Here is a 13,353-nt window from a genome sequence, read left to right on the forward strand (position 1 = left end):
TAGCGATCGCCTTTACTGTTGCATTGTCTCTAGTCTCATTTACTTTTCCTAAAATATATCTTGTTTTCCAAAATTTACGCCTTACCAAGTAACCGATCGCGTAGTAATTTAATCTTGTCGCGAAAGGCAGCAGCTTGCTCAAACTCTTGTTTCTTAGCAGCATCTTTCATTTGGGATTCCAACTCTCCAATTAAAGCGGGAATATCATCAAGGGGAATCTCTTTGGCATTGTTCACAACATACTCAAGTTGACGTTCGTTGAGGCGGCGCGAAACTGAGAGAAAATCAAGAATCGCATTACCTTCAATCGACTTCACAATTGACCTTGGCGTAATCTTATTATCCTCATTATATTTGATCTGAATGTGGCGGCGGCGTTCCGTTTCCGAAATTGCTTTTTCCATGCTATTGGTCATGCGATCAGCATACATAATCACCTGTCCCGCAATATTTCGGGCGGCTCTACCGATGGTTTGAATAAGCGATCGCTCGGCTCTTAAAAATCCTTCCTTATCAGCATCTAAAATCGCCACAAGTGACACTTCAGGCAAATCTAAACCTTCTCTCAATAAATTTACACCAATCAATACATCAAACGTACCCCGCCGCAAATCTTGGAGGATTTCAATCCGTTCAATCGATTTAATGTCGGAATGGAGATAACGCACTAAGAGATTCCGTTCTTGAAAATAAGTAGTCAAATCCTCCGCCATTTTTTTAGTCAGGGTTGTAATTAAGACCCGTTCTTTGCGCTTAATCCGCAATTGAATTTCATGGTAGAGATCATCAACTTGCCCTTCAGTCGGGCGCACAAAGATCTCTGGATCAACTACGCCTGTAGGTCTGATGATTTGCTCTACTACTTGCTCAGAGACTTCCATTTCCCAATCTCCGGGGGTCGCCGAAACAAAAATACATTGCTTGACCATTCCCCAAAATTCGTCAGCCTTGAGAGGTCGATTGTCGGCTGCGCTGGGCAAACGGAATCCGTGATCAATTAACGTCATTTTTCGGGCGCGATCGCCGTTATACATACCCCTGATTTGCGGTATCGAAACGTGAGATTCATCAACAATCAATAACCAATCGTCTTTAGGGAAATAATCCACTAAACAGGCTGGGGATTCTCCTGCTTGCCGTCCTGCTAAATGCCGTGAATAGTTTTCGACACCATTACAGAAACCTACTTCCTGCAATAGCTCCAAATCATATTTAGTGCGCTGTTCTAGACGCTGAGCTTCTAGTAATTTCCCTGCATTGGTTAACTCTTCCAGCCGTGCTTCCATTTCTTCTCTAATTTCCGCACAGGCAATTTCAAGGCGATCAGCAGGGGTGACAAAGTGCCTTGCAGGATAGATATTCAAAGCTTCCATACTTTGCAAAATCTCACCCGTCACGGGATCGACATAGCGAATTGCTTCGATTTCATCGCCAAAAAATTCTACGCGAATGGTGCGATCTTCGTAGGCGGGACCAATTTCTAAAATGTCGCCTTTGACTCGAAATTTCCCGCGTCCCATTTCGATATCATTGCGCTCGTACTGGACATTGGTTAAGGCTTTTAATAGTTCTCTTTGGTCATATTCCACACCGACCGCTAAGGGAATCGAAGCCTTGAGATATTCCTCTGGAATCCCCAAACCATAGATGCAGCTTACGGAGGCAACCACAATTACATCTTTACGCTCGAAAAGCGATCGCGTGGCGGAGTGGCGTAACATATCGATTTCATCATTAATCGAAGCGGTCTTCTCGATATAGGTATCGGTAACGGGAATATAGGCTTCTGGCTGATAGTAATCGTAATAGCTAATGAAATATTCAACGGCGTTATTGGGAAAGAATTCGCGCAATTCATTGCATAGCTGCGCCGCTAAGGTTTTGTTATGGGCTAAGACTAAGGTGGGCTTTTGATATTGGGCGATCGCATTAGCCACAGTCATCGTTTTACCTGTACCTGTCGCACCCAAGAGAGTTTGATAATGCAGTCCTTTTTGTAAACCATCAACTAATTGGGCGATCGCTTTAGGTTGATCGGCGGTGGGTTGCCAAGGAGTACGGATATCAAATATTGCCATGAGGTTAGGACTGAAGGAGAAGGTGACAAAAATTATCAATTCTGATCATACCAAACCTGCCAAACCTAAATTTTGACGAACTAAGCAACGTTATCCCAATTCACTAAAGTGTTGGCACACTTTAGTGAATTAAAGAAAACCCAGTAAGGGTTTTTAAAACTAAAAATGGCTACGCCATTTTTAGTTTTGATATCACTATGGTTGGAGCGAGATCACTTTATATTCGCGTCTTAGCAAATATACCCGACTAAAATAGTCTGGTATATTTGACGACCATTGAACCCTATGTTAAGGTGCATATCAATTAAGAAATCAAACAAAAACTTTTAGCGACTAAAAGGGCGACCAAGAACATGACTGCAACCATTGCTTCTCCTTACACCAGCGAGCGTGTAGACACCTTCAGTAATCTCAAATGTAAAGAGTGCGGTGCTGAGTACGAAGCCAAGGCAATGCACGTTTGTGAACTGTGCTTTGGTCCTCTAGAAGTTGCCTACAACTACGATGTGATCGCCGCTAGAGTCAGCCGTGAAACCATTCAAGCTGGTCCACTCTCCATTTGGCGCTATCGCGATTTTCTCCCTGTCAAGACTGACGACTACATTGACGTATCCACTGGCATGACTCCCTTGATTAAGGCTAATCGCCTTGCCAAGCGTCTCGGCATCAAAAATCTCTACATCAAAAACGATGCTGTAAATATGCCTACCTTGAGCTTCAAGGATCGTGTAGTTTCGGTAGCTCTCAGCCGCGCCCGTGAACTTGGCTTTACCACCGTAGCCTGTGCCAGTACTGGTAACCTTGCCAACTCCACCGCCGCGATCGCCGCCCATGCAGGTCTAGAGTGTTGTGTCTTCATTCCCTCTGACCTCGAATCAGGAAAAGTCCTCGGCACGACCATTTACAATCCCAAAGTATTTGCGGTACATGGCAACTACGACCAAGTAAACCGTCTCTGCTCGGAAGTAGCGAATACCCACGGTTGGGGCTTTGTGAATATTAACCTTCGTCCCTACTATTCCGAAGGTTCTAAGACCCTCGGCTATGAAGTCATCGAGCAACTGGGCTGGAAACTTCCCGATCACATCGTTGCCCCTCTTGCCTCTGGTTCTTTATTTACCAAGATCTACAAGGGTTTCAATGAGTTTGTGAAGGTGGGCTTAGTTGAAGATAAGCCTGTTCGCTTCAGTGGCGCACAAGCGGAAGGTTGTTCGCCGATCGCTGCTGCTTTTAAGGAAGGTCGTGATTTCATTACGCCTGTTAAGCCGAAGACTATTGCTAAGAGCATTGCGATCGGTAATCCTGCGGATGGCATCTATGCGATCGATATCGCTCACAAAACCAATGGCAATATCGAATCGGTTAATGATGATGAAATCATCCAAGCGATGAAGTTACTTGCGGAAACCGAAGGTATCTTTACGGAAACTGCGGGCGGAACCACGATCGCAGTTCTGAAGAAGCTCGTTGAAGCTGGCAAGATCGATCCTGAAGAAACCACCGTTGTCTACATCACTGGTAATGGCTTGAAGACTCAAGAAGCAATTCAAGGCTATGTGGGCGAACCTTTCCTAATTGAGCCTAAGCTAGACAGCTTTGAGCGTGCGTTAGAGCGTTCACACACCCTAGAGCGCCTAGAATGGCAAACTGTCTCTGTATAAACAAATAAAAAAGCAGCGTGTTACGCTGCTTTTTTATTTATAAAAGGCTAGCTCCGCGACGATATAACTCGCGGGCGTAGTCTGTCCATGTGCCTTGTCCCCAATATCTAAAGCAACTAGTTTGCACGAGGAGATTATAAAGCAACGCTTCCTGATAATCCGATCGCTTAGTTATCGCAGGATCACCCGCAACAAGCGCATCATACTTCTCATGGAACTTAGCACTTAGTTGATTCATAGGCTCTAATACATTTTCGTACCCATTGACCCAACTCATACTATTTGTCCAAGACGCACCATCCATGTGAAATTGATGATCGCTTGTCTTAAGTTCTTTAATTGCTAATTCCACAATCTCGCTATTGAGATTTAGCTTTTGGCGATCGCCGATCTGTTCGACCTTTTGCCAGACCTTATGCTGTTGCACCGCTTGGATTTGGAGATAATCAAGGGGACTTACACCCGCAGCCTCAATCATTTCTAGATATTCAGTTCCATTCAAACCAACTACCCCAGAACTCCCACGACCATTAGTTTTAAGCTGATCCCATACCAAAGGATAATCACGAGGAAATTCATTCATCATCACGCCGCCATTCTCACCATCGGCAATTTGGGAAACGAGCGAAGGAATAGCTACATTCCCTAAATGCTGTCTGCCCCGACCTTTTGCCTCATGGTAGGGCTGCATTTGCGCGACTAGCTTTGTATCCGAGCCTTGAGTCTTAATTAGAGCCGTGATGCTAATTGAATCGCCTTGAGAATTTTGGGCGACTAGACGATTAGGCAAATATTTCTGATCTTGGCTTAAGCCTGAACCATCAAGAGATTCGACGGAATGTTCTTGTACCAGTAGCCAACGATAGCCACATTCTTTCAGGGCTTTAATATATTCATAGAGCGTATCAGGATGGTTGGGAAGATGCATCTCTGGCGGCGAAAAACCTTTAACGCGCTTGAGAGCTTCAATTCCAAAAATAGAAGCAAAATGACTTTGCCATGCTTGAATATGGAGCTTAATATCAGGAATCGGTGTGGAAGGAATGACGGCATGACTCCACATTGTGCCGAGCCATTCGACATAGGGCTGATATTGGCGATCGCAGGTAATACGCTTCAGATTATCCAAAATGTCATGGCGTTGCATCTGCTGCAAACCCCAAAGTAGATTTCCTGAATAATCCAACATAATCCGAGGATTGCTGCCCTGTGCCACTAGTTGAGGGATAAAATCACCCATGCGACTGTAGCACCACGCAAATACCGACGCATTGTGATTATCGCCTTCGCCTTGATGCTCAAACATGTTCTGAAGGTTGCAAATCAAAGCTCCATTTGCCCCTGCGGGAATCGTCGGTTGATGCATATGTAAGGCACAGGCAAAGGCAGAAGTAATCTCTTCTAATTTGAGATTGTTGTGATGGAGAAATACGGGAGCATCTTCTTGAATGGCATAATAAATGGCTTCTTCATTGCCACAAATAGCAGGAAAATCAGAGGCGACAAAGCTTGATGATGTAGTTGAAATCAAAACTCGTAAAACCTTGATAAATTTATATTGATAGTCAGCCTAACACAGCACATCAAGGCTTTTCCCTAGCTCAACAAGAAGAAACAAATCCAGAGAAAGGGGGCGCAATGCGCCGCCTTTCTCTGGATCACAGAAAAGTTTCTAAAAGTTCTGACTTACGCAAAGCTAACGAATTTATAGAGTTTTGGGTAGATGTGGCGCGACCACATCTACCCGATGCGTAAATTCTAAAAGTATTGCTTTGCAACACTTTTAGAAACTTTTCTATGAAAGAAGTAGAAATGGAAAAAAGCTGGGAATATCCCAGCTTTTTTACTAATTATGAAGCAGGTAACTCGGTAGCAACATTAACCTTAAAAGCTTTGACTTCATTAGCTTTGGGCAAGGTTAGAGTAAGAATGCCATTGGTATAGTCGGCTTTGACCTGTTCATTTTCGATCGCTACAGGCAAGGCAAACACACGACGGAATTGACCATAGCTGATTTCACTCCAGTAATAGCCCTTTTCATTCTCTTCTTTGCGTTCAAGACGACGTTCGCCAGATACAGCAAGAGAATCTTTAGTTACTTGGATATCGAGATCCTTAGCATCGACATCAGGAATAGCGAGTCTGAGGGTGAGATGATCGCCATCGTCTCGCAATTCACTCGCAGGAACCCATGCGCCTTTAGCAGTCTCTTGATCAATGGTGGAAATATCGCGGAACAAGCGATCGAACTGACGACGAACTTCTTCGATTTCTTGAAAAGGTTGCCAACGTACTAACATAAATATCACCTTTAATCTATTTCAAAACAACAACTAAAGTTTGAGCTTTTATTGTGCTGTAGGCAAATAAAAGCTGCTAACACAATGAACATTAAGAAGTAGATGCAAGATGGAGCTGATATTTTGGACTTCTCCTATAGATTGCTCTTGTGGACTTCTCTTTTGTTCACAGAATTATTATGGGATAACCTCAAAGGTATGACGAGCAGGAGAACCGAACTTTTGTTATTAGGGTTCACCGCACCATTTCCATAGAAATAAAGGCGGCGCTCTAAGCCGCCTTTATTTCTATCAGGTTTTACTTACTTTAATTGCGTAATCTTTCCGTTTGACAAAGGCTAAGCCTAAGACAAGGAATGTACAAATTCCCGCTAAATAGAGGGGATAGCCATAGGAAGTTGGATATTCTTGATTGACCATTAATCCTGCAATGACGGGACCAAAGGCATTGGAAACACTGAGATAGGAGGAATTTATACCTAATATGGTTCCCTGTTCTTCGGGTTTGGCGTTGAGGGAAATCAAGGCGCTAATCATCGGCTGTACCACCGAATTTAGCAAGGAGAAGAGAACACAAACCACAATAAAGTAATAGATGTTTTCCCAAATGGGCATTAATACAAAGGAAAGACTGCGGATAAATAATCCCATAAAGAGAATCTGGACTAACTGCAAACGTTTCGTCATTTGAGCAATGCCGATGGTTTGCATGATTACGGCTAGCACACCGAATAATAAAAACATCAGCGCTAGTCCATCGCTATTTTGATGGAGAACTTTGAGGAAGTAAGGCTGAAAAGCAAAGGTAAAGAGGGTAAAGGTTACACCTGTAAGGAAGTTAATAATTAAGAGAATGCCAATTTTGGGCATGAATAAGCCCTTAATTAGATTTTCTAAGCCGATATCAAAAATATTTTGGGCTTTCTGAGCTTTAGTTTGCAGTGTCTCGGGTAAAAAGAAGATAGTCAAGAATAAGGCGATCGTGGCAATCACTCCTGAAACTAAAAAGGAAGCCCCGAAGGAAGTTCCGAGCGGTGTATTGAGGGCGGCTTTTTGCGCTACTAAACTGATGGCGGGGCCCAGCACAAAACCCAGTCCAAAGGCAGCTCCATTAATACCAAAGGCTTTAGCACGGTGTTCGGGAGCAGTGACATCGGAAATAACTGCTTGGGCGACGGAAGCATTGCCGCCTGTAATCCCATCTAAAAATCTTGCAAAAAACAGAACGGCAGCAGTGGTGGCAGCTCCCGCCATGAGGTTCGCGACGACGGTTCCCGCTAAGCTGATAATTAGTAGAGGCTTGCGTCCAAAGCGATCGCTAAGTTTGCCAATAACTGGGGTTGAGAAAAATTGCGAAATCGCAAAGATGGCAAATAATAAACTGGTCTGAAAATCATCTAAATTAAATTGTCTACCATATTGATATAAAACAGGGATAAGAATCGTAAAACTCAGGGAGTTGATGAAAGAAATGAGAGCAATAATCCAAAATTTACGATTCATGCGCTTAAGCGATCGGCAAGTACTTTCTGTCTATACTACAGTCCCACAGATATAGCTGCCGCTATTCCCCATAAATTAAGAGATGCGTGGCTTTGCCACGCATCTCTTACACCAAAACCCAAAATGGCAAAGCCATTTTTTAATTGGGTATTATTTATTGGAAATTACAAACCAAAACCCATAAAGTAGCGCCCATTAGAGGCGCTACTTTATGGGTTTTGGTAATTTATTTTGCACAACCACTTAAGATTGATGAATTTGAACATGCTGTTGGGGAACAGGGAATCCTGACTCACTGAAACATTCACGAATTACGCGATTGGTATCAAAGTAAACTTGCCAGTAGTGAGCAGTATTTGTAAAGGGTCGTACTACTAATTCAGTTCCCATAGGAGTGAATTGCAGAATTTCAATCACGGGAGCAGGGTTACTGACAACATTAGGAATATTAGCAATGCGATCCTGTAGAACTCGCACTGCTTCATTGGGATTGACGGAGTGATTTAAGACCACTTGAATGTCAACACGGCGGTAGGCATTAGCAGAAAAATTCTGGATATTTTCGGAAAACAGTTTATTGTTACCGATAATGGTACGCACGTTATCGGGGGTGTTAACTGTAGTAACAAATAAGCCAATTTCTACGACAGTGCCTGTAATACCTGCGGCAGAGATAAAATCTCCAACTTGGAAGGGGCGCAGAATAATTAAAAATGCACCTGCGGCAAAGTTGGCTAGTAAACCACTCCATGCAGCCCCGATCGCTATACCAGCCGCCGCTAAGAGTGCGGCAAAGGAGGTGGTCTCAACACCAAAGTAGCCCAGAATAGCAACTACAAGGATGATATTTAATAAAACAGCAAGGCTAGAAATCAGGTAGCTAATTAAAGTAGGGTCAATACGCTGATTTTTGAGAGCGCGTGAGGTGATATTAATCGAAATATCAATGAGTTTACGTCCAATAAACCAAAGGATAATTGCAGCAATAATCTTAAATGCTGCACCTGTAAGCAGGTTTAAGTTAGCCGAAAGAACATTTTGAATTGTTGTAGCATCCATTGTGGTAAAGTTTTCCTCCTTAATTAAGGTATTGGCAGAATGAAGAATTACATATTACATCCGTTGAAGGTGTAATTATGAAATCATAAAGACAGTTTACAATGACATTTATAGATTTTGATTTATGCTTGCAAAAACCCTAAGGAGTTTTTTAGTTTATTAATATTTTCTTTTGTAAGGGGCTAGGGGCAGTTAAAAGTAAAACTCTAGAGCCTGTAGCGCACGCTGCGCGTGCGCTACAGGCTCTGGTTTTACTTTTTAATAATTTCCAGATATCTAGCAATCCTCTTGCATTTATGAGAACGGCAAGGGGCTTAAGCTCCTTTTTATAAGCTTCAGTTTCTCATGACTCATTTGGGGTTTAGCTAAGGCAAAACAAAGCCCCAAAGATAATTGGCGGTGCGAAGCGCCGCCAATTATCTTTGACCAAAACCAGAAGCTAGTTGCGGCGAGAAGCGCCGCAACTAGCTTCTGGTTTTGTGGGCTAACAAGAATGGCAACAGCTATATCTTTGATGGGGAGGGAGTAAGATGTGGATAATACCTTTTGAGTGAATATTTAGTGGTGCTTACCTCAGCTACTTACATCACGCCATATTTCCTCAAAAAGTAGTAATACCAATTCGCCAACGTATGAAGATACTTGTGTGAAGGAAAAACTAAACTCAGTAAGGGTTGTAAAGCCCAAAAATGGCTATGTCATTTTTGGGCTTTACAACTCGGTATAACAAGGTAAATCTATGAGCCGTTATCCTAAGCCCGATCGCCAAGTTAAGCCGCCAGAAAATATCTCCCGTGATTCGACAAAGGAGCGAATTGAGATGTTTTTTTGCTTGATGCCTGTATTTGGACTGATCCCATCGGCGATCGCCTTGGTGCGGCAAAGAAGCAGTCGGAAAGTACGCGATGTTAGCCAAGTAGCGATCGCTTTAATGGTTACTTGGGCGATCGTCTATAGTGCGATGGGTGGCGTACCCATTGAGGGGCAATCAATTCAAGTAACAACGGAATTATTCAAAGCAACTGTAAGCTCAGGATATTTTGCTGCTTGTATGTATTTGATGTATCGGTTATATCGCCATCAAGCGATCGCCTTGCCTTGGCTAAAAGGTATCTCCGACCATAAAGAGCCAAAAGTTATGTCAGACAAGATGTCCGACTCACAAAGATAAAAACAATTTAGGAGAAATATTCTATGGCTTTACAAAATGGTAAACGCCTTGCTGGGGGCTTTTTGAAAGACTTTCATGCATTTATCATGAAAGGTAATGTAATTGATTTAGCGGTGGCGGTGATCATTGGCGGTGCATTCGGCAAAATTGTGACATCTTTGATCGAAGACATCATTACTCCCATCTTGCTAAATCCTGCACTTAAGGCGGCGAATGTTGAGGATTTGGCTAAACTCCAAATTAGTGGTGTGAAATATGGGGTATTTTTAGCATCGGTTATTAACTTTATGGTGATTGCCTTTGTCATCTTTTTGATCATTCGCTTCTTTGAGTCCATGAAGCGGAAAGAAAAACGAACTGAAGCGACTGTTGAGGTCAAACCAGATCCCCAAGAACGTTTAACTTTAGCGGTGGAACGTTTAGCAGAAGTGATGGATTCCAAATAGAATGTTAGGTGCGTATTCAGAAACCACGCAATTATTCCTCGAAACGTCATTTCTAGACTGCTTGCATATCATGCCCTTTAGAGAATTCAGAAAAAAAACTTTCTACGCTACGTTTTTACTTTTTGTAACTTTAGGAATTGCTCTTGGTATCAATGCTTGCGTTAGTCCCAGTAATGATAAAAGCCTTGAAGCAACGAAATCGCCTGTTCCGATTTTTCTATTTATTCAAGCGTCACCCGACGGTAAGACCATTGAGGGGATCGTCCCCTCGGACTTAGTGGAGCAATTGGGGAGCTTAGATCGGGTGATTCAATCTATCCCCGTCGGCAGTCAGTTTGCGGTAATGCAGTTTGGTAAACCCTTAGGCATGTTTCAAGTTAGTGCAGTCCGAGGTTCCGAAGCCTTTGGCGCGATCGCTAGTTTTAAAGTCCAAGCTCCGAGCGATGGCTCAAAAAGTCCATCGGCAAAAGCCTTCGATCCGACCATTCTCAAACAACCAAATTTAACGATTGTGGCAAGCGATCGCCTTAATACCAGCAGCGATCGCACCTACTTTTTTAACTGTCCCAACAAAATCCAGCCTCTCGTACTAGAAAAATCCCGCAATTTATTTTTAAAACTGGGTGCAAATCAAGGTGCAATTTCACAGGTAGCGATCGCTTCCTTATCCTGCATCGATATTGACGGAGACAATCAGCCTGAAATCATTGCAGGTTTACGCCTTGATAACCCGATTCGTCCTGTGGGCTTTGACCCGCAACTATGGAAAGAGTTTTTATCGCGCCCCGCCCTAGAGCGTCAAGAGTACAGCCTATTAGTGATGTTGCGAAAATCGGGTAATGATTGGACTGCGGAGCCAATTTTGACCCATACCAGAGCGCTTTCTTACATTAATGATAGTGTTAGCAGCTATGCCCTCTTTGGCATTCAAGAGATTAATGGCGATCGCTACCCTGAAATAGTAGTTAAAGAAATTGGCTTAAACTCCGTGGATGTGCGGGTATTTACTCCGAACGTAGATCCAACTGGCAACTGGCAATGGCGCAGTTATTATCAAAATCAAAAATCCCTAAATATTGTCCAGTAATACCAAAGCACTAAATGGCATAGCCATTTAGTGCTTTGGTAGGGTGCGACCTCGACCTGATGACGTTAGCTCCTGTAAGGCTTAGCCACCGTAATTACCGATATGATTTCATGAGATTAGACATACAAAAACTTGGTCAGCATACACTTTCAGATTCTCCCCAATGAAATCAGATGGAGGTCGCACCCCTTTGGTATTACTGGGTTTGGTTTTTAATTCACAAAAGTGTTGTCACATTTTTGTGAATTGGTATAAAAAAGTGTGGTGATGCTTCGCATCACCACACTTTTTTTGGCTTTGAGTCCCATCGCGCTATACAGTAAAGAAAAAATCGTTTTGTTATGCCTTTAGAAAATTCCCTTGCGTATCCCCTCCTTCTCAAACAGGTATGCATTCTTGATGCGGCTTCAATCTCAACTAATTCCCCCCTATTAAGCGATGTATTGATTGATCGCGATCGCCAAATTCATCTACATGTGGATGTTAACCAGATTCCTGAAGATATCAATATAGATGAGCGATCGGGATTAATTTTAGGAACTGGGGCGATCGATCTCTACAGTACTAGCGGTGAACCGGGGCATGAATCGCGAGAAACCATTACCGAATTAGTCCAAGCCGCAAAAAATGGTGGTTTTAGCACCGTGGGAATTTTGCCCAATACCCAACCTGCGATCGATGACATTGCGGCGCTAGAATTTTGGCGGAATGTTCAGCAAAAATATGGCGATCGCCTGCAACCTTGGGGCGCAATTACTAAAGGCTTAGAGGGAAAACAATTCACAGACATGGCGGAACTTGCCGAATCCGTCATTGGCTTTACCGATAGCAAACCTGTCGCCAATCTCTTGTTAGTACGCCGAGCGATGGAATATATCAAACCACTAGGCAAGCTAATCGCTTTATTTCCGCAAAATCCTGACCTCGCTGGCAGTGGTGTCATCCGCGAGGGGAGATGGTCTTTGCAATATGGCATGACAGGCTATCCCGCCGCCGCCGAAACCTCAGCCCTTGCGGCTCTCATTGAATTAGTCCGCCTCACCAAAGCCCCCACCCATTTCATGCGAATTTCCACAGTCCAAAGTGTGGAACTAATCGCCCAAGCCAAAAACGATGGCTTGCCCATAACCGCCAGTACAACTTGGCTACATCTCTGTCATTGCGATCGCGATTTAGAAAGTTACGATCCCAATTTACGCTTGATGCCTCCTCTGGGTAGCGAAGGCGATCGCCTCGCGCTAATAGCTGGTATTAAGTCAGGCGCAATCGACGCGATCGCGATCGACCATACGCCCTGCGCCTATGAGGAAAAAGTAGTTCCCTTTGAGGTAGCTCCCGTCGGGGCGATCGGTTTGGAATTTGCGATACCTGTACTTTGGCAAAGTCTAGTTACCACGGGCTTATTAACTGCTAGCGAATTATGGAAAGCTCTAAGCATTAATCCTGCCAAAATTCTTGGAGTCGCTCAACCTCAACTCGCAACTCTCTTCGATGCAAACTTAGAATGGCTAGTTGATGCAAAAGCGATCGCCTCCCAATCAAAAAATAGTAGTTACATCGGGCGATCGTTAATCGGGAAAGTAATTTAATCCCCAACAATAAGAGATTTAACGTCGAATTTTGTGATGTAGCCATTTAAGCGGTGCTTAAGACATAAAACCCAAAAGAATAAGTTGCGACGCTTCGCGTCGCAACTTATTCTTTTGGGTTTTAATTTGTCCTAGATATCTATTTCATTCCCTCTGCTGGAAGTCCTAATTAATGGAGAAATCGAATTTTTATCTCTGGATTTATAGGAGAAAATCAATCAAAAGATAGATTAGATTTATTTATCTAATTGATTTATGGGCTTTATTTCTAAAATCCAGACCTAGCAAGCATAGAGACATCGGAATGTCTGAATTAGCGTGAAAAGCAGATAGATCAACTTTGAGAGGAGCTTAGCAAAAACTACATAGATTAAAACCTATGTTTATTATAAGAATAATAGACTTTACTCTATTAGCGCTTCACTCTAAGATATCAATAGAGATAAATCAATCGTTTTT

10 protein-coding genes are annotated in these 13,353 nt (G+C 43.1%); 5 read left to right on the forward strand and 5 right to left on the reverse strand.

Going from position 1 to position 13,353, the window contains the following annotated elements; all coding sequences use genetic code 11:
* Nucleotides 1-74: 74 nt before the first annotated feature.
* Complete coding sequence (uvrB, locus tag H6F42_RS01170) at nt 75-2,078, reverse strand: excinuclease ABC subunit UvrB (protein ID WP_190397516.1); 2,004 nt, start codon at nt 2,076-2,078, stop codon at nt 75-77.
* 353 nt (nt 2,079-2,431) lie between these two features.
* Between uvrB and thrC the strand changes: the two genes are divergently transcribed.
* Nucleotides 2,432-3,739, forward strand: a complete 1,308-nt coding sequence (thrC, locus tag H6F42_RS01175; RefSeq protein WP_190397517.1) for a threonine synthase — start codon at nt 2,432-2,434, stop codon at nt 3,737-3,739.
* 37 nt (nt 3,740-3,776) lie between these two features.
* Here the strand turns inward: thrC and H6F42_RS01180 are convergent, their stop codons facing one another.
* From H6F42_RS01180 to H6F42_RS01195, 4 genes are all read right to left on the reverse strand, one after another.
* Entirely contained in the window at nt 3,777-5,270 is a 1,494-nt protein-coding gene (locus H6F42_RS01180) for a glycosyl hydrolase family 57 (RefSeq protein ID WP_199288858.1), read from the reverse strand.
* Nucleotides 5,271-5,589: 319 nt separating this feature from the next.
* Nucleotides 5,590-6,039 carry an Hsp20/alpha crystallin family protein gene (locus H6F42_RS01185; protein WP_190397518.1) on the reverse strand — a complete coding sequence of 150 codons (450 nt, stop codon included), beginning with the start codon at nt 6,037-6,039 and terminating at the stop codon, nt 5,590-5,592.
* A gap of 291 nt (nt 6,040-6,330) precedes the next feature.
* A complete protein-coding gene (locus H6F42_RS01190; protein WP_190397519.1) occupies nt 6,331-7,542 on the reverse strand; it encodes an MFS transporter in 1,212 nt (403 codons plus the stop codon).
* Nucleotides 7,543-7,785: 243 nt separating this feature from the next.
* Entirely contained in the window at nt 7,786-8,601 is an 816-nt protein-coding gene (locus tag H6F42_RS01195; RefSeq protein WP_190397520.1) for a mechanosensitive ion channel family protein, read from the reverse strand.
* 739 nt (nt 8,602-9,340) lie between these two features.
* Between H6F42_RS01195 and H6F42_RS01200 the strand changes: the two genes are divergently transcribed.
* The 4 genes from H6F42_RS01200 (at nt 9,341) to H6F42_RS01215 (ending at nt 12,894) form a co-directional block, all read left to right on the forward strand.
* Nucleotides 9,341-9,772: a hypothetical protein gene (locus tag H6F42_RS01200; protein ID WP_190397521.1), complete on the forward strand. Its 432-nt coding sequence runs from the start codon at nt 9,341-9,343 to the stop codon at nt 9,770-9,772.
* 23 nt (nt 9,773-9,795) lie between these two features.
* Nucleotides 9,796-10,218, forward strand: coding sequence for a large conductance mechanosensitive channel protein MscL (mscL, locus tag H6F42_RS01205; protein WP_190397522.1), 423 nt, complete (start codon nt 9,796-9,798; stop codon nt 10,216-10,218).
* 1 nt (nt 10,219) lies between these two features.
* Complete coding sequence (locus H6F42_RS01210; protein ID WP_190397523.1) at nt 10,220-11,305, forward strand: hypothetical protein; 1,086 nt, start codon at nt 10,220-10,222, stop codon at nt 11,303-11,305.
* Nucleotides 11,306-11,646: 341 nt separating this feature from the next.
* Nucleotides 11,647-12,894 carry a dihydroorotase gene (locus tag H6F42_RS01215; protein WP_190397524.1) on the forward strand — a complete coding sequence of 416 codons (1,248 nt, stop codon included), beginning with the start codon at nt 11,647-11,649 and terminating at the stop codon, nt 12,892-12,894.
* Nucleotides 12,895-13,353 lie beyond the last annotated feature (459 nt).

Origin of the sequence: Pseudanabaena sp. FACHB-1998, assembly GCF_014696355.1 — a bacterium.
Lineage (GTDB): Bacteria > Cyanobacteriota > Cyanobacteriia > Pseudanabaenales > Pseudanabaenaceae > Pseudanabaena.